The sequence below is a fragment of the Pseudomonas sp. P8_241 genome (genome assembly GCF_034008315.1).
Taxonomy (GTDB): Bacteria; Pseudomonadota; Gammaproteobacteria; order Pseudomonadales; family Pseudomonadaceae; genus Aquipseudomonas.
This window is the reverse complement of record NZ_CP125377.1, coordinates 3,084,180-3,101,350: the sequence shown is the minus strand read 5'-3', so window position 1 is coordinate 3,101,350 and position 17,171 is coordinate 3,084,180. Positions and strand designations below refer to the sequence as shown.

General features: G+C 59.0%; 18 protein-coding genes and 1 pseudogene. 2 read left to right on the top strand and 17 right to left on the bottom strand.

The window, feature by feature from the left end:
* Positions 1–3: 3 nt before the first annotated feature.
* Positions 4–525, top strand: a complete 522-nt coding sequence (gloA, locus tag QMK58_RS14260) for a lactoylglutathione lyase (RefSeq protein WP_053159905.1) — start codon at positions 4–6, stop codon at positions 523–525.
* A 164-nt stretch (positions 526–689) separates the two neighbouring features.
* Here the strand turns inward: gloA and ahpF are convergent, their stop codons facing one another.
* The 3 genes from ahpF to QMK58_RS14245 form a co-directional block, all read right to left on the bottom strand.
* Positions 690–2,252 (bottom strand): alkyl hydroperoxide reductase subunit F, encoded by a 1,563-nt coding sequence (gene ahpF / locus QMK58_RS14255; RefSeq protein WP_053159903.1) that lies wholly within the window; start codon positions 2,250–2,252, stop codon positions 690–692.
* Between the two features lie 128 nt (positions 2,253–2,380).
* Positions 2,381–2,944 carry an alkyl hydroperoxide reductase subunit C gene (ahpC, locus tag QMK58_RS14250; RefSeq protein WP_007975937.1) on the bottom strand — a complete coding sequence of 188 codons (564 nt, stop codon included), beginning with the start codon at positions 2,942–2,944 and terminating at the stop codon, positions 2,381–2,383.
* Between the two features lie 137 nt (positions 2,945–3,081).
* Positions 3,082–4,017, bottom strand: a complete 936-nt coding sequence (locus QMK58_RS14245; RefSeq protein WP_320396487.1) for a site-specific integrase — start codon at positions 4,015–4,017, stop codon at positions 3,082–3,084.
* A 285-nt stretch (positions 4,018–4,302) separates the two neighbouring features.
* On the opposite strand from QMK58_RS14245, the gene QMK58_RS14240 reads away from it, so the two are divergent.
* A complete protein-coding gene (locus QMK58_RS14240) occupies positions 4,303–5,313 on the top strand; it encodes a DNA-binding protein (protein ID WP_053159899.1) in 1,011 nt (336 codons plus the stop codon).
* On the opposite strand, the gene gorA is transcribed toward QMK58_RS14240, so the two are convergent.
* The 14 genes and pseudogenes from gorA to QMK58_RS14165 all read right to left on the bottom strand — a co-directional run bounded on the left by gorA (position 5,310) and on the right by QMK58_RS14165 (position 16,887).
* On the bottom strand, positions 5,310–6,668 hold the full coding sequence (gene gorA, locus QMK58_RS14235) for a glutathione-disulfide reductase (RefSeq protein WP_053159897.1): 1,359 nt from the start codon (positions 6,666–6,668) through the stop codon (positions 5,310–5,312). The two genes, QMK58_RS14240 and gorA, sit on opposite strands and share 4 nt — an antisense overlap.
* Before the next feature lie 203 nt (positions 6,669–6,871).
* Complete coding sequence (locus tag QMK58_RS14230) at positions 6,872–7,774, bottom strand: hypothetical protein (RefSeq protein ID WP_413817416.1); 903 nt, start codon at positions 7,772–7,774, stop codon at positions 6,872–6,874.
* 33 nt (positions 7,775–7,807) lie between these two features.
* Positions 7,808–8,062 (bottom strand): hypothetical protein, encoded by a 255-nt coding sequence (locus QMK58_RS14225; RefSeq protein WP_320396486.1) that lies wholly within the window; start codon positions 8,060–8,062, stop codon positions 7,808–7,810.
* On the bottom strand, positions 8,059–9,030 hold the full coding sequence (locus QMK58_RS14220; RefSeq protein WP_320396485.1) for a hypothetical protein: 972 nt from the start codon (positions 9,028–9,030) through the stop codon (positions 8,059–8,061). Before QMK58_RS14220 ends, QMK58_RS14225 begins: the two co-directional genes overlap by 4 nt.
* A complete protein-coding gene (locus QMK58_RS14215; protein WP_320396484.1) occupies positions 9,027–9,233 on the bottom strand; it encodes a hypothetical protein in 207 nt (68 codons plus the stop codon). Before QMK58_RS14215 ends, QMK58_RS14220 begins: the two co-directional genes overlap by 4 nt.
* Positions 9,230–10,159 carry a hypothetical protein gene (locus QMK58_RS14210; RefSeq protein ID WP_320396483.1) on the bottom strand — a complete coding sequence of 310 codons (930 nt, stop codon included), beginning with the start codon at positions 10,157–10,159 and terminating at the stop codon, positions 9,230–9,232. The genes QMK58_RS14215 and QMK58_RS14210 overlap by 4 nt, the downstream gene beginning before the upstream one ends.
* Positions 10,156–10,410, bottom strand: coding sequence for a hypothetical protein (locus tag QMK58_RS14205; protein ID WP_320396482.1), 255 nt, complete (start codon positions 10,408–10,410; stop codon positions 10,156–10,158). The genes QMK58_RS14210 and QMK58_RS14205 overlap by 4 nt, the downstream gene beginning before the upstream one ends.
* Positions 10,407–11,330 (bottom strand): hypothetical protein, encoded by a 924-nt coding sequence (locus QMK58_RS14200; protein WP_320396481.1) that lies wholly within the window; start codon positions 11,328–11,330, stop codon positions 10,407–10,409. The genes QMK58_RS14205 and QMK58_RS14200 overlap by 4 nt, the downstream gene beginning before the upstream one ends.
* Positions 11,327–11,527, bottom strand: coding sequence for a hypothetical protein (locus QMK58_RS14195; RefSeq protein WP_320396480.1), 201 nt, complete (start codon positions 11,525–11,527; stop codon positions 11,327–11,329). Before QMK58_RS14195 ends, QMK58_RS14200 begins: the two co-directional genes overlap by 4 nt.
* Positions 11,528–11,529: 2 nt before the next feature.
* Positions 11,530–12,475, bottom strand: a pseudogene (locus QMK58_RS14190) (hypothetical protein).
* Positions 12,472–12,678, bottom strand: a complete 207-nt coding sequence (locus tag QMK58_RS14180; protein WP_320396478.1) for a hypothetical protein — start codon at positions 12,676–12,678, stop codon at positions 12,472–12,474. Before QMK58_RS14180 ends, QMK58_RS14190 begins: the two are co-directional and overlap by 4 nt.
* Positions 12,675–13,619 carry a hypothetical protein gene (locus QMK58_RS14175; RefSeq protein ID WP_320396477.1) on the bottom strand — a complete coding sequence of 315 codons (945 nt, stop codon included), beginning with the start codon at positions 13,617–13,619 and terminating at the stop codon, positions 12,675–12,677. The genes QMK58_RS14180 and QMK58_RS14175 overlap by 4 nt, the downstream gene beginning before the upstream one ends.
* Positions 13,616–15,964, bottom strand: a complete 2,349-nt coding sequence (locus tag QMK58_RS14170; protein ID WP_320396476.1) for a hypothetical protein — start codon at positions 15,962–15,964, stop codon at positions 13,616–13,618. The genes QMK58_RS14175 and QMK58_RS14170 overlap by 4 nt, the downstream gene beginning before the upstream one ends.
* Positions 15,910–16,887 (bottom strand): toxin VasX, encoded by a 978-nt coding sequence (locus QMK58_RS14165; protein WP_320396475.1) that lies wholly within the window; start codon positions 16,885–16,887, stop codon positions 15,910–15,912. Before QMK58_RS14165 ends, QMK58_RS14170 begins: the two co-directional genes overlap by 55 nt.
* Between the last annotated feature and the right edge of the window lie 284 nt (positions 16,888–17,171).

Below are 17,171 nucleotides of genomic sequence, written 5' to 3'. Positions count from 1 at the left end.
TCCATGAGCCTGCACGAATTGAACAGCTTCCCGGGCGTCACCGCCCAACCAGACACCGCCACCCAGAAGTTCGTCTTCAATCACACCATGCTGCGGGTCAAGGACATCACCAAATCCCTGGATTTCTATACGCGCATCCTGGGCTTCACCCTGGTAGAAAAACGTGACTTCCCGGAAGCCGAGTTCAGCCTGTACTTTCTGGCGCTGGTCGATAAAAGCCAGATTCCCGCTGACACCGCTGCACGTACCGAATGGATGAAGTCGATTCCGGGCATTCTGGAGCTGACCCACAACCACGGCACCGAAAACGACCCGGACTTTGCCTACCACAACGGCAATACCGATCCGCGCGGTTTCGGCCACATCTGCATCTCGGTGCCGGACATCGTCGCCGCGTGCGAGCGTTTTGAAGCACTGGGCTGCGACTTCCAGAAACGCCTGAGCGACGGCCGCATGAAGAGCCTGGCGTTCATCAAGGATCCGGATGCCTACTGGGTCGAGATCATCCAGCCAGCGCCGCTCTAAATCAAAATCAAAAGATCGCAGCCTTCGGCAGCTCCTACAAGAACGAGGTTTGCATTGACTTGAAATGCTTTTCTCCCGTAGTAGCTGCCGCAGGCTGCAATCTTTTTCAACACACACAAAAACCCCATGATCACTCATGGGGTTTGTGTTTTCAGCGCCGCCTTTTATGCCGGGGCCGAAGTCCGGATCAGATGATCAAATGCGCTGAGCGAAGCCTTGGCACCCTCACCTACCGCGATCACGATCTGCTTGTACGGCACAGTCGTCACGTCACCTGCTGCGAACACGCCCGGCACCGACGTTTCACCACGCGCATCGACAATGATCTCGCCACGAGATGACAGCTCGATGGTGCCTTTGAGCCAATCGGTATTGGGCAGCAAACCGATTTGCACGAAGATCCCTTCCAGTTCCACGGTGTGCTGTTCGTCCGTCTGGCGATCCTTATAGCGCAATCCGTTGACCTTCTGACCGTCGCCAGTCACTTCAGTGGTTTGCGCACGGGTGATCACGGTGACGTTCGGCAGGCTGTGCAACTTGCGCTGCAATACGGCATCGGCACGCAACTGCACGTCGAACTCCAGCAGCGTGACGTGCGACACGATACCGGCCAGGTCGATAGCCGCCTCGACGCCGGAGTTGCCACCGCCGATCACCGCCACTCGCTTGCCTTTGAACAGCGGACCGTCGCAGTGCGGGCAGTACGCCACGCCCTTGTTGCGGTATTGTTGCTCACCGGGGACGTTCATTTCACGCCACCGTGCACCGGTCGCGAGGATCACGGTTCTGGCCTTGAGCTTCGCCCCACTGGCGAAGTGGACTTCATGCAGCTCGCCCTCTTTACCCGTGATCAATTTGTCTGCGCGCTGCAGGTTCATGATGTCCACGTCGTACTGCTTAACGTGTTCTTCCAGCGCCACGGCCAGTTTCGGCCCTTCGGTTTCCTGCACGGAGATGAAGTTTTCGATGGCCATGGTGTCGAGCACCTGACCACCAAAACGCTCTGCCGCGACGCCGGTGCGAATGCCTTTACGCGCTGCATAGATCGCGGCCGATGCACCCGCCGGGCCACCGCCGACTACCAGCACGTCAAAGGCTTCCTTGGCGCTGATCTTCTCGGCCTGACGCTCGATGCCGCTGGTGTCGATCTTGGCGAGAATTTCTTCCAGGCCCATGCGGCCCTGACCGAAGTTCACACCGTTGAGGTAGATGCTCGGGACCGCCATGATCTGGCGCTCATCGACTTCAGCCTGGAACAACGCACCGTCGATAGCAACGTGGCGGATGTTCGGGTTCAACACGGCCATCAGGTTCAGTGCCTGGACCACGTCCGGGCAGTTCTGGCAGGACAGCGAAAAGTAAGTCTCGAAGGTGAACTCGCCTTTGAGCGAGCGAATCTGTTCGATCACTTCAGCACTGGCTTTCGAAGGGTGGCCACCGACTTGCAGCAGCGCCAACACCAACGAAGTGAATTCGTGGCCCATCGGGAGGCCGGCGAAACGCAGGCTGATATCGGCGCCCGGGCGATTGATCGAAAACGACGGCTTACGCGCATCATCGCCGTTGTCGAGCAAGGTAATCAGGGTGGAAAGACTGGCAACGTCTTTCAAGAGTTCGAGCATTTCCTGGGATTTCGCACCGTCGTCGAGGGAAGCAACGATCTCGATCGGCTGGGTGACCCGTTCCAGGTACGATTTCAACTGGGCTTTAAGATTGGTGTCCAACATACGGGCGATTTCCTTGAATTCTTGAGACAAAAAAAACGCCCGAGCGAATCTCGCCCGGGCGTTTTTGTTGGGCGGTGCAGCTTGCTTAGAAGGTGCGGATGTCCGCCCTGATGAAGCGCGTCACAGACTTAGATCTTGCCGACCAGGTCCAGGGACGGAGCCAGAGTGGCCTCGCCTTCTTTCCACTTGGCCGGGCAAACCTGGCCTGGGTGGGCAGCGACGTACTGGGCAGCCTTGATTTTGCGCAGCAGCTCGGAAGCGTCACGGCCTACACCGCCATCGTTCAGTTCAACGATCTTGATCTGGCCTTCAGGGTTGATCACGAAGGTGCCGCGGTCAGCCAGGCCAGCTTCTTCGATCAGTACGTCGAAGTTGCGGGAGATGGCGTGGGTCGGGTCGCCGATCATGGTGTACTGGATCTTGCCGATGGCTGGCGAAGTGTTGTGCCAGGCAGCGTGGGCAAAGTGGGTGTCAGTGGAAACGCTGTAGATCTCGACGCCCAGCTTCTGGAATGCGTCGTAGTTGTCAGCCAGGTCTTCGAGCTCGGTTGGGCAAACGAAGGTGAAGTCGGCTGGGTAGAAGAACACCACCGACCACTTGCCTTTCAGGTCAGCGTCCGAGACTTTTACGAAGTCGCCGTTTTTGAAGGCGTCAGCTTTGAAAGGTTTAACTTGGCTGTTGATGATAGGCATCGTTGACTCTCCGTCAGGGTTAAGAAGTTGATGGAAAGAACTTTACCTATCCAATCGCTCGATAGCTCATTGGCAAATCTGATGCTGCTGATTGGCTTTGGCTATTAGCCACCGGAATTAATAGAAGAAAACTGAATTTACAGTGCGATTGGTGTTTCCAGGCGCGTCATGCCCAGAAACGGGCTGGTCTCGATGTAGCGCATCGCGGACTTCATGTCCTTCCAGCCCACGTAGCTCATCAACGACTTCAAGTCCCATCCACTTTGATGCGCCCACGTGGCGAAACCACGGCGCAGCGAGTGGCTGGTGTAATGCTGGGCGCAGATACCCGCGCGCTCCAACGCCTGACGCAACAATGGAATCACGCTGTTGGCGTGCAAACCTTCTTCAGCTAAATGCCCCCAACGGTCGACGCCGCGGAAAACCGGCCCGCGCACCAGCGCCGCTTCAGTGATCCAGTCGATATAGGCCTGCACCAGGCACAATCGCTGCAATGCCGGGGTTTGGTAGGTTTTGCCGAGATTGTCGCGATCACTCTTGCTACGCGGCAGATACAGCGTGATACCGGCGGCGGCGCTGGCCTGCACGTGTTCAATTTGGAGCCGACACAACTCATCACTGCGAAAGCCGCGCCAGAAACCCAGCAGGATCAATGCTGTATCCCGTTTGGCGCGCAACAGAGCAGGACGGTCATTTTTGGCTTTCGCTGTTTGCGCTTCCTGCGCCAGCCATGTCACCACTTGTTCCAGATGGCGAAGCTGCAAAGGCTCGGCCTGTTTCTCCTGGGCCGGGTGCAGCGCCCGTATGCCTTTAAACACCTTGCGTACCACCGGCGCTTTGGTTGGATCGGCAAAGCCCTGGCTGTTGTGCCACTGCGCCAACGCCGACAAGCGCAGCTTCAAGGTGTTGATCGACAACACCCCGGCGTGGGCAACCAGATAACGCGCCACGCTATCGCTTGTCGCCGGCAAAAAACCGCCCCACACCACCTCGAAGTGCTCGATGGCCGCCCGATAGCTGCGCCGGGTGTTGTCGCGTGTCGCGGCTTGCAGGTAACGCTCGATATCACTCATTCAAATCACCTTCACCACCTGCAGGAGCGAGCATGCTCGCGAGGGATGTTAACGATGACGCTCGCTGCCTGGCTGTGCGGAGCTCTCTGGTTTTTCGCAAGCGCGCTCGCTCCTACAGGGGTTTTGTGTACCGAAATTGCGCCACTGATGCTGAAAACCAGCCTTCATACGGGGTAATACCAGTATATCCCGTGTTAATAACATTCAGCATTTAACTTTTTATTATGAATGGTACAATGTGTAATGTAGTGGTATGTACCACAGCAATAAATCGTAGGAGATCTCATGGCTCGTGGCGGCGTAAATAAAGTGGTAGTGCAGGCTGCCCGGTTGGCGATCCTTGCTCGAGGGGAAAACCCCAGCATTGATGCTGTGCGAATCGAGATGGGCAACACGGGCTCGAAAACCACGATCCATCGCTACCTCAAAGAGCTGGACGACCGGGTCGAAAACACTGAAGAAACGTCGGAACCGATTGACGATGAACTGTTGGCGCTGGTCGCGCGACTGGCGCAACGGCTCAAGCAGCAGGCGCAAGAGCCTGTCGACCAGGCCCGCGAACAGTTCGAGCAGCAACGCAAAGCGCTGGAGATTCAGCTGACCGAGGCGCAAGACAACAACACCGAATTGCAGCAGCAATACGAATTTCAAAGCCTGGCGCTGACCCAGGACTCCGAGGCCCTGCAAGAAACCCGTGCCATGCTGCAAGCGGAGCAATCGCGCAACGCCGGCCTGAACCAGGCGCTGACCGATTTCGAATTGCGCCTGCAAGACAAGGACGAGCAGATCCGCTCCCTTGAAGAGAAGCACCTGCACGCTCGCGAGGCGCTGGAGCACTATCGCAACGCGGTGAAGGAACAGCGCGAGCAAGAACTGAGTCGCCACGAAGGCCAGGTGCAACAACTTCAGGTGGAATTGCGTCAGGCGCAGCAGAGCGCGCTTGTCCGTCAGGACGAAATCACCCAGCTGCACCGAGACAACGAGCGCTTGCTGACTGAGAACCGCGGCACGCTGCGGGAGCTGAGCCTGATGCAGGAGCAGCTCAAGCAAAGCAATACCCGTCAGGATCAACTGCTGGAGCAGACAACCCGCGTAGACAGCGAGCGCACCCTCCTCCAGGAACGCTTGCGCATCGCCCTGCTGGAAAGTCAGGCGCTCAAACAGAATGTCGATGAGCAGTCGCAGATCAACAAATCATTGGAATTGGAATTGACCAAAGCCCAGGCAGACCTGGAGGAAAGCGTGCGTCTGGCGGCCGTCGTTACGACGGCGCCAGACTCAGCCAAAGACGATTAACCGGTGACCGGCGTACGCATGGTGACGAACTCTTCGGCGGCCGTCGGGTGCACGCCGATGGTTTCGTCGAAGTCGCGCTTGGTCGCGCCCGCCTTCAAGGCAATCGCCAGGCCCTGAACGATCTCCCCGGCCTCCGGGCCGACCATGTGGCAACCCAGCACCTTGTCGGTTTTGGCATCCACCACCAGTTTCATCAAGGTGCGCTCCTGACATTCGGTCAAGGTCAGCTTCATCGGGCGGAAGCGGCTCTCGAAAGTCTGCACCTCATGGCCAGCTTCGCGAGCCTCCTCTTCGGTCAAACCGACGGTGCCGATATTCGGCAAGCTGAACACCGCCGTCGGGATCATCTTGTAATCCACCGGACGATATTGCTCAGGCTTGAACAGGCGGCGCGCAACGGCCATGCCTTCAGCCAGCGCCACCGGTGTCAGCTGCACACGACCGATGACATCGCCCAAGGCCAGGATCGACGGCTCGGCGGTCTGATACAAATCATCGACCTCAACAAAGCCCTTCTTGTCGAGTTTGACCCTGGTGTTTTCCAAGCCAAGGTTGTCGAGCATCGGACGCCGACCGGTCGCATAGAACACACAATCGGCTTCCAATTGACGTCCATCCTTGAGCGTAACTTTCAGGCTGCCATCGACCTGCTTGTCGATGCGCTCGATGTCCGCGTTGAATTGCAGGTCCATTCCACGCTTGGTCAGCTCTTCCTGCAAATGCTTGCGTACGGAACCGTCGAAACCGCGCAGGAACAACTCACCACGATACAACAGCGTGGTCTGCGCGCCCAAGCCATGGAAAATCCCGGCAAACTCGACAGCGATGTAACCACCGCCAACCACAAGAACTCGCTTTGGCAGCTCCTTGAGGAAGAACGCCTGATTGGAACTGATCGCGTGTTCATGCCCCGGAATCTCCGGGATCTGCGGCCAGCCGCCCGTGGCGATCAGGATATTTTTAGCGGTAAAACGCTCGCCATTCACCTCGACTTGATGCGGATCGATGATTTTCGCGTGTCCCTCATGCAACAACACACCGCTATTGACCAGCAGATTGCGATAAATGCCGTTCAGGCGATTGATCTCGCGGTCCTTGTTGGCGATAAGCGTCGCCCAATCGAACTGCGTTTCATCCAGCGTCCAGCCAAAACCAGACGCCTGCTCGAAGTCTTCGGCGAAATGCGCGCCATACACCAGCAGCTTCTTCGGCACACAGCCGACGTTCACACAGGTCCCGCCCAAATAACGGCTCTCGGCCACCGCCACTTTCGCGCCAAACCCGGCCGCAAACCGCGCCGCCCGCACACCGCCGGAACCGGCACCAATCACATAAAGGTCAAAATCGTAGGCCATTTTCAATCTCCTCGGCAGGCCGACAGCATATCACTCGACCCACTTGCCGCCACAAGGCGGCACCCGATAGCCCCTCACGCCTCAGCGTCATGTGCACACACTCGGCAACGTATTAAAAAGGCCGCTCAGAGCCAAGCCTTGGCCTGCCCTGAGCGGAATCCACTGATGCGCGCCGCAGAACGAGCGGCCTTGAGGATTCGTCGTCAAGCCGGCTCTCGCTCTTGCTGGGTAGCGAGCTCAGCCTCGCGTTTGGCGATGGCGGCTTCGAGTTTCGGGGAGGGTTTGGCCCATTGTTCCGGGGGGAGTGGTTTGGACCATTCGATGATGTCGGGATAGAGCAGGTCAGGCGGTGGGTACAGCTTTTTCCTTTGCAGATAGGTGGCGAGAGGAGCATTGAAGATGAATACGCCGAACACGCCCTCCCACAACAGCGTCAAAATCCAACCGCGCTCTTTGGCCTTGTCGCTCATGTAATCGATGTAGTAGCGCAGGTTCGCTCCCGAGTTGAGCGCAGCCGCCTCCGGCGCTGCTGCCGGCCCGATCTCCATGTAGCTGCGCATGCACTCCCACAACGCCATCGCCGTGGTGCCGCCGCCGCAGTGGAAGCCCAGCGAAAAGTGCTTGTTGTCTTCCTCGGCGTGGGGATCGGGATTCTCGAAGCCGATGACCAGCAAGCCCATCGTGTTGCGGCCAGCCTGGCTGACGGAAGAGTGCTGAGTGGCGGCGGCGGTCACGCTTTCCCAGGGGACGAGCCAGTATTCGCCGTTATCGCGTGGGACGCAGACTTCGCGGCGTTGGCAGTTGAAGCGTATGGGTAAGGGGACTTCGCGGAAGAGGCCTTGGATTACCAAACAGATAGGAATGGCCATAATAACTGCGCCCAATATCAAAATCTCTTGACTGAAGTCAGAATTGAGATTTCGAGTAAAAAAAGACATGGCTAAAAACAACATCACCATCGGCCATAGCACCATTACCGCCGAACCAATGCTGTAGTTGCCGACATCCAAAAACACCTCATTCTTGCGCCAAATGATGTTGAGCACATCACACGGCTTTTCTCCCGTAGGGATGGGCAGCGGCGCCAAATAATCGTTGCGCGACAACAGCCGTTTTTGTGGTGCCTGCCTCGGGCGTGCTCATGGTTTGTCCTTGGGTTGCAGGTAAGAGGCGCCGGGATGATCTTCGCCGAGCCGGTATCGCGGGACACGATCCAGCTCAGGCGTCGGGTCGTTCCGCAGCGCGATCACGCCGGTGCTGTCGCTCAAGGTAAAGGCCAGCCCTGCTTCGCCACCGATGAAGGTCTGGGCACCAAGCATGGCGAGGAGTGGCGTGCGATAGCGCAACCGCAGGGAAACGCTGCTGGACAACCGGCCTTGAGGATTCGTCGTCAAGCCGGCTCTCGCTCTTGCTGGGTAGCGAGCTCAGCCTCGCGTTTGGCGATGGCGGCTTCCAGTTCCGGGGAGCGTTTGGCCGATTGTTCCGGGGGGAGTGGTTTGGACCATTCGATGATATCGGGGTGGGTCAACGCGGGTGGCGGTGACAATTTCCACGCTTGCAGCATCATTGCCAGCGGTGCCCCGAACAGTACGGCGCCGATGATAAGCCACAATGCCTTGTCAATTTCCCAGGCTGCCAGATGTTGTCTGATGCCATTCAAGTAGTCACAGAAAACACCCCAGAAAACATTCCTTCCACGCAGTCTCTCTCGCTCCCCTTCAAAATCATTGGTTAACGGGAGAACTTGCAGCCCGATCTCCATGTAGCTGCGCATGCACTCCCACAACGCCATCGCCGTGGTGCCGCCGCCGCAGTGGAAGCCCAGCGAAAAGTGCTTGTTGTCTTCCTCTGCATGGGGATCCGGATTCTCGAAGCCGATGACCAGCAAGCCCATCGTGTTGCGGCCAGCCTGGCTGACGGAAGAGTGCTGTGTGGCGGCGGCGGTCACGCTTTCCCAGGGGACGAGCCAGTATTCGCCGTTATCGCGTGGGACACAGACTTCGCGGCGTTGGCGGTTGAAGCGTATGGGTAGGGGGACTTCGCGGAAGAGGCCTTGGATCAGAAACAGCGCTGGGATGCCAGTGATGATTGAGCCAGCTATCAATATGTCTTGGCTAAAATCTCCAGAGGCGATATTTCGTGTGAAGTACGCCATGATTAAAAACAGCATCACCATCGGCCATAGCACCATTACCGCCGAACCAATGCTGTAGTTGCCGATATCGATAAACACCTCATTCTTGCGCCAGATGATGTTGAGCACATCACACGGCTTTTCTCCGGTAGGGATGGGCAGCGGCGCCAAATAATCATTGCGCGACAACAGCCGTTTTTTTGTGGTGCCTGCCTCGGGCGTGCTCATGGTTTGTCCCTGGGTTGCAGGTAAGAGGCGCCGGGATGATCCTCGCCGAGCCGGTAGCGCGGGACACGATCGTTCAGGGTAAAGGCCAGCCCTGCTTCGCCGCCGATGAAGGTCGGGACGCCGAGCATGGCGAGGAGTGGCGTGCGATAGCGCAACCGCAGGGAAACGCTGTTGGACAACCGGCCTTGAGGATTCGTCGTCACGCCAGCTCTCGCTCTTGCTGGGTAGCGAGTTCAGCCTCGCGTTTGGCGATGGCGGCTTCCAGTTCCGGGGAGCGTTTGGCCCATTGTTCCGGGGGGAGTGGTTTGGACCATTCGATGATGTCGGGATAAGGCAGATCAGGCGGATGTGAAAGCTTCAAATTCTGAACTTTCTCCGCCAGGTACGTCCCCAAAATCGTAATGCAGAATATCCCCCATAAAACACCTATGAGGTCCCCCTTGCGCAGGTCAGAAATGATCGAACCGATTTGCGTTTCTTCGTAGGGTGCAATTCCTACTCGGCTATCAGGTACAGCCTCCGACCCTACTTCCATGTAGCTGCGCATGCACTCCCACAACGCCATCGCCGTGGTGCCGCCGCCGCAGTTGAAGCCCAGCGAAAAGTGCTTGTTGTCTTCCTCTGCATGGGGATCCGGATTCTCGAAGCCGATGACCAGCAAGCCCATCGTGTTGCGGCCAGCCTGGCTGACGGAAGAGTGCTGAGTGGCGGCGGCGGTCACGCTTTCCCAGGGGACGAGCCAGTATTCGCCGTTATCGCGTGGGACACAGACTTCGCGGCGTTGGCGGTTGAAGCGCACAGGGAGCGGTACTTCGCGGAATAGGGCCTGGATCAAGAGAACGGTAGGCACACCAATAATGATGGTGGTCATCACCGCAAAAAGGTGCATTTCATCGTGATCATTTCTGAACAGATAACCCATAAATGCAAACAGTACCACCATCGGCCAGAGCACCATCACCGCTGAACCAATGCTGTAATTGCCGATGTCGAGAAACACCTCGTTCTTGCGCCAGATGATGTTGAGCACATCACACGACTTTTCTCCCGTAGGGATGGGCAGCGGCGCCAAATAATCATTGCGCGACAACAGCCGTTTTTTTGTGGTGCCTGCCTCGGGCGTGCTCATGGTTTGTCCTTGGGTTGCAGGTAAGAGGCACCGGGATGATCTTCGCCCAGCCGGTAACGCGGGACACGATCCAGCTCAGGTGTCGGGTCGTTCCGCAGCGCGATCACGCCGGTGCTGTCGCTCAAGGTAAAGGCCAGCCCTGCTTCGCCGCCGATGAAGGTCGGGGCGCCGAGCATGGCGAGGAGTGGCGTGCGATAGCGCAACCGCAGGGAAACGCTGCTGGGCAACCGGCCTTGAGGATTCGTCGTCACGCCGGCTCTCGCTCTTGCTGGGTAGCGAGTTCAGCCTCGCGTTTGGCGATGGCGGCTTCGAGTTTCGGGGAGGGTTTGGCCCATTGTTCCGGGGGGAGTGGTTTGGACCATTCGATGATGTCGGGATAGAGCAGGTCGGGCGGTGGGTACAGCTTTTTCCTTTGCAGATAGGTGGCGAGAGGAGCATTGAAGATGAATACGCCGAACACGCCCTCCCACAACAGCGTCAAAATCCAACCGCGCTCTTTGGCCTTGTCGCTCATGTAATCGATGTAGTAGCGCAGGTTCGCTCCGGAGTTGAGCGCAGCCGCCTCCGGCGCTGCTGCCGGCCCGATCTCCATGTAGCTGCGCATGCACTCCCACAACGCCATGGCCGTGGTGCCGCCGCCGCAGTGGAAGCCCAGCGAAAAGTGCTTGTTGTCTTCCTCTGCATGGGGATCCGGATTCTCGAAGCCGATGACCAGCAAGCCCATCGTGTTGCGGCCAGCCTGGCTGACGGAAGAGTGCTGAGTGGCGGCGGCGGTCACGCTTTCCCAGGGGACGAGCCAGTATTCGCCGTTATCGCGTGGGACGCAGACTTCGCGGCGTTGGCGGTTGAAGCGTATGGGTAGGGGGACTTCGCGGAAGAGGCCTTGGATTACAAAACAGATAGGGATACCCATGATGATCAACCCTCCTCCCCAGATCAGGGGGTCGGGATTGATGTAGTTCATTAAAATAAACAACATCACCCCCGGCCAAATGGTCATCACCGCCGAACCGATGCTGTAGTTGCCGACATCCAGAAACACCTCGTTCTTGCGCCAAATGATGTTGAGCACATCACACGACTTTTCTCCCGTAGGGATGGGCAGCGGCGCCAAATAATCGTTGCGCGACAACAGCCGTTTTTTTGTGGTGCCTGCCTCGGGCGTGCTCATGGTTTGTCCCTGGGTTGCAGATAAGAGGCACCGGGATGATCTTCGCCGAGCCGGTAGCGCGGGACACGATCGTTCAGGGTAAAGGCCAGCCCTGCTTCGCCGCCGATGAAGGTCTGGGCGCCGAGCATGGCGAGGAGTGGCGTGCGATAGCGCAACCGCAGGGAAACGCTGCCGGGCAACCGGCCTTGAGGATTCATCGTCAAGCCGGCTCTCGCTCTTGCTGGCTAGCGAGTTCAGCCTCGCGGTTGGCGATGGCGGCTTCGAGTTTCGGGGAGCGTTTGGCCCATTGTTCCGGGGGGAGTGGTTTGGACCATTCGATGATATCGGGGTGGATCAGGTCCGGCGGCGGGTTTAGCTTCCAACGTTCCAGCACGTCGATCAGTAAGGTATTGAAGATAAAAATTCCGCAGAATCCCTCCCACAAGGCAGTTACCAGCCAACCCCTGAGCTTCGCGGCCTTTACCAGATCATCCAGATAGGTTGCCCAAATCCCTTTCGAGCGGTCGAAACGTGCTGTCTGATCCTCGACAACGTCCGGCCCGATCTCCATGTAGCTGCGCATGCACTCCCACAACGCCATCGCCGTGGTGCCGCCGCCGCAGTGGAAGCCCTGCGAAAAGTGCTTGTTGTCTTCCTCGGCGTGGGGATCGGGATTCTCGAAGCCGATGACCAGCAAGCCCATCGTGTTGCGGCCAGCCTGGCTGACGGAAGAGTGCTGAGTGGCGGCGGCGGTCACGCTTTCCCAGGGGACGAGCCAGTATTCGCCGTTATCGCGTGGGACACAGACTTCGCGGCGTTGGCGGTTGAAGCGTATGGGTAGGGGGACTTCGCGGAAGAGGCCTTGGATCAGAAACAGCGCTGGGATGCCAGTGATGATTGAGCCAGCTATCCTGCCATAAAATCTCCAGAGGCGAATTTCGTGATTTCGAAGTACGCCATGATTAAAACAGCATCACCATCGGCCATAGCACCATTACCGCCGAACCAATGCTGTAGTTGCCGACATCCAGAAACACCTCGTTCTTGCGCCAGATGATGTTGAGCACATCACACGGCTTTTCTCCCGTAGGGATGGGCAGCGGCGCCAAATAATCATTGCGCGACAACAGCCGTTGTTTTGTGGTGCCTGCCTCGGGCGTGCTCATGGTTTGTCCCTGGGTTGCAGGTAAGAGGCGCCGGGATGATCTTCGCCGAGCCGGTAGCGCGGGACACGATCGTTCAGGGTAAAGGCCAGCCCTGCTTCGCCGCCGATGAAGGTCGGGGCGCCAAGCATGGCGAGGAGTGGCGTGCGATAGCGCAACCGCAGGGAAACGCTGCTGGGCAACCGGCCTTGAGGATTTGTCGTCACGCCAGCTCTCGCTCTTGCTGGGTAGCGAGTTCAGCCTCGCGTTTGGCGATGGCGGCTTCCAGTTCCGGGGAGCGTTTGGCCCATTGTTCCGGGGGGAGTGGTTTGGACCATTCGATGATATCGGGGTGGGTCAGATCCGGCGGCGGGTTTAGCTTCCAACGTTCCAGCACGTCGATCAGTAAGGTATTGAAGATAAAAATTCCGCAGAATCCCTCCCACAAGGCAGTTACCAGCCAACCCCTGAGCTTCGCGGCCTTTACCAGATCATCCAGATAGGTTGCCCAAATCCCTTTCGAGCGGTCGAAACGTGCTGTCTGATCCTCGACAACGTCCGGCCCGATCTCCATGTAGCTGCGCATGCACTCCCACAACGCCATCGCCGTGGTGCCGCCGCCGCAGTTGAAGCCCAGCGAAAAGTGCTTGTTGTCTTCCTCGGCGTGGGGATCGGGATTCTCGAAGCCGATGACCAGCAAGCCCATCGTGTTGCGGCCAGCCTGGCTGACGGAAGAGTGCTGAGTGGCGGCGGCGGTCACGCTTTCCCAGGGGACGAGCCAGTATTCGCCGTTATCGCGTGGGACGCAGACTTCGCGGCGTTGGCGGTTGAAGCGCACAGGGAGCGGTACTTCGCGGAATAGGGCCTGGATCAAGAGAACGGTAGGCACACCAATAATGATGGTGGTCATCACCGCAAAAAGGTGCATTTCATCGTGATCATTTCTGAACAGATAACCCATAAATGCAAACAGTACCACCATCGGCCAGAGCACCATCACCGCTGAACCAATGCTGTAGTTGCCGACATCCAGAAACACCTCATTCTTGCGCCAAATGATGTTGAGCACATCACACGGCTTTTCTCCCGTAGGGATGGGCAGCGGCGCCAAATAATCATTGCGCGACATCAGCCGTTTTTTTGTGGTGCCTGCCTCGGGCGTGCTCATGGTTTGTCCTTGGGTTGCAGGTAAGAGGCACCGGGATGATCTTCGCCGAGCCGGTAGCGCGGAACACGATCCAGCTCAGGCGTCGGGTCGTTCCGCAGCGCGATCACGCCGGTGCTGTCGCTCAAGGTAAAGGCCAGCCCTGCTTCGCCACCGATGAAGGTCTGGGCGCCGAGCATGGCGAGGAGTGGCGTGCGATAGCGCAACCGCAGGGAAACGCTGCTGGGGGTTGTGCCCAAGACATCGCGTAGCGACTTGAAGGGACCACTCAAGCGCAGACCCTGACCGTCCTTGAACGGTATCCACTCGCAAACGCTGCTGACCAGCCAGTGCGGCGTCATGTCCCGCCAGGGACGCGGCGGCTTGAAATGTTGGTTGGGGCTGTTCTTGATCAGATGGCGGTAAGCCTGGGTATCCACGGGATCACCGATCATGCTCAGCTCCAGGTAGGCACTGCCGGGCTCGGCCCCCGGTAAATCGATGGTCAGGGCCTCGATGGCGCTGACGAAGGCAAGGCCCGACGCGCCACTACCCAGGGTCGATTCCGTGCTGCTTTGCATGCTGACCCGAGGTGCATACAGGATGAAGTACAGCCTATCGAGTTCTTCCTCCTGGGCTTTGGCTGCGATGGGGGCCAGGTCGAGCGCCCGGGCTTTTGACCAGCAACAGAAGTTGAGGAAGTTTTGCAGCGGGGTTTGCTCGAAGACCCAAGTGATCAAGTGCAGCACGCCCAGCACGGCAATCAGCCAGTTCAACGGCCCCAGGTACAGCGTATAGCGCAAGATGGCGGTTTCGACAGTTATAGATCCCGCCAAGGCTTTCATTGTGTAAGTAGCCCCCAACAATGCCTGGGCGCCAAAGGCCGTGATTTGTCCACCAACCACAGTCTGGCGCATGTCCAGCCATGGATCGATTCGGCTCTGGGCATCTTCTAGTTGCTTTTGTAGCGATCTAAACTCCTGATACGCGGCACCTGCAGACAACCCGCCAATCACCCCACCAAACAGAGTCAACGTCGGGGCCATTGTCAGTCCCTTCCCAACTTCCTTAATCCCCAACCCCTTCCGCACCTGATGATCAATCACCGCCACCAACGCCGCCCCCGCATACAACGTCGCCGACACCGTGTCATACATCCGTCGACTGTCCATCCCCTCCACCACCCCAGCCTCGCTCAAATAGTTCTGCGCATTCAGCACGTTCAACAACAACGCCGCCACTGGCACCACGCCACCGCTGTTGGCCACCGCCGGTGAGTTGACGATCCGCTCCACCCGCCCGGCCCCAATGGCCTTGCCGGTGGTTTTCACCCAGCCGTCCAACGCGTCGGCCTGTTGTCCCAGCAGTTTCCACAGCTGCCGGCTCCCTTCGACGCCGAACTGCAAGCGCGCATCGCTGCCCAGACGCGCGGCGACGAAAATGCCCAGCCAGGCATTGCTGAAGGCTTTATCGCCTTTGAGCACCAGCAAGGCCGCCGCGAGCCGCTTGACCAGCACGCTCCACGCGCTGCCGACGTCACGGGCCATGGCCGCGATGTCGTGCAGGATCGGCTTGCTCAATGGCGCCAGCGCCAGGTGCGTGGCATTGAGGTTGTCGTCGGCCAGTGCCGCCATCAGTTCGCCCAGGCGGCTGACGTTATTGACGGCGGCGTCGATCGTGGGTGTCCAGGCGTTGAACAGGTGCGTCAGCGCACCACCGTCCGCCGCGCGCACATAGTCGGCGTACTGTTCGGCCCCCTGGGCGCGGATGCATTGGGCGGTCAGGCAGCCGGTGGCGAGTTCGGTCAGCCACTGGCGGGTCTCCAGGTCGTCGTAATCGACAAACCAGGTGCCGCTGCGCGAGCGTTTGAGGTACTGGCCGCGGTCGGCGAACAACGCGGTGTGACGCTGCTCGATCTGCTGGTAGTGCGCCGGCGCGGTCTCTTCGAGCCAGGTGTTCATCGCCTTGAGGTCGATGTACTCGCTGACTTTATCACTCAAGAAATGGTTGTTGAGGTTGGCGTGCTTTTGCGCGCGGTACTCGCGGACGACGAATTCCGCTTCGGTGTACAAGTCCGCCGGAATAAACGCCCGCACCGGGGCGACGATGGCGGCGATGCGCGCATCGCGGGCGGCCACCTCGGCCTGTGTGGGCTGGCCGCCGTACTGGCGGGCACGGGTTTCGGCCTTGAGTTCCTCATCCAGCCGGTGCTGGGCCTTGAGCATCACCTCGCCCTGCTCGGGCGTGAGGCTGATGTCGCGATCCTTGTATCGGTAGCTGAGCGTGCCGGCCAGCTCGGCGCCGTCTTCGCTGATCAGGCTGCGAATGAACCCCCAATGCTCAGGCGCAGGTTGTTGTCGCCCAGCCACTGTTCGTGACGCGCCTCCAGCCACTCTTGCTCATGGTTGATGTCCCGCAGCACGCCCAGATCGTCGTCCAGGCAGGCGAACACGCTGAACAAGGGCCCGGCCTGGGATCTGGCGCGGTCCAGCCAGTCCCGGGTGCCCTGCCCGTCCCACGGCTCGGCACTCCACTGACCCGGCGGCTGATCGCTGGCGTCGGGGTACTCGGCGAGGATACGTTCGCGCTCACGGGCGCGGTGCATGGCGTCGGTGTAGGCCTTGATGTTGGCCGGGGTCGGGGCTTTCATCGCCGCGGCGCCCAGCGCGCCGGTGTCTTCACCGCCCTGTTTTTGATCCGCTTTCATCGACCGGGCATAGGTGTCCGGGATGAGTTCGGCCAGCACTTGATCGGCGCTCGCCAGCGGCGGGCAATGGGGCGCTTGCAGCTCGTCGGCCACCGTGCGCAAGGCCACGTGGCGCATGTGCGCTGCGCGCTGGGCATGGCTGTCGCTCAGCGACTGGCAGTGCTCGGCGTTCAGCGGGAACTCGCTGTAGAGCATCCAGGCGTCGTGGATTTTTTCCAGGGCCAGCCCCGCCACGTTACCCTTCTGCAAGAGGGTCGTCTCGTCCTCCAGCGCTTGCTCGCTGAGCAAACCATCTGCCGCGACCGCATAGCGTTTCAACGGACCGTTGTTTTGCCACAGGTAGAGAAAACCGGCCCGCAGGCGCCGTGTCGCCAGGGGATGACTCTGCGTGCCAACCCCGGGCTGGCAGCAGGCCTGGGTGGCGTTTTCTTCCCCCAGGGCATAACGCACCGGCACCACGAACAGTACCGGCTGGTGGGCCGGGCAAGGGGTCAAGGGGCTATTGATATCTTCATGCGGCATCGCCTTGGCGGCACGGTCGGCCTGTGCCAGGCGATCGACCATCGCCAGTCTATCTGCGCTCATACAGCTCCTTTTCGGCAATGTTGGCCGGCGCGAACCAGGTTTGTCCTGAATCTCTGAAAGGAGACAAACACAATGCCCAAGCCATACCTAGCCTGATCAAGTTCGAATTGCGGAGCACGCTAACAAAGCGGAAAAAGATTTGATGTAGGACAGATCTGAAAATGCAGATGGCTGAAATGCTTTGCCTTTTGGCTCGCACAAAAGCAAACGCCCCGAACAAGTCGGGGCGTTTGCCTGGGCCTTCATCCGTCTGGTTTTAAACAGACAGTGGAGGCGAGTTCAAC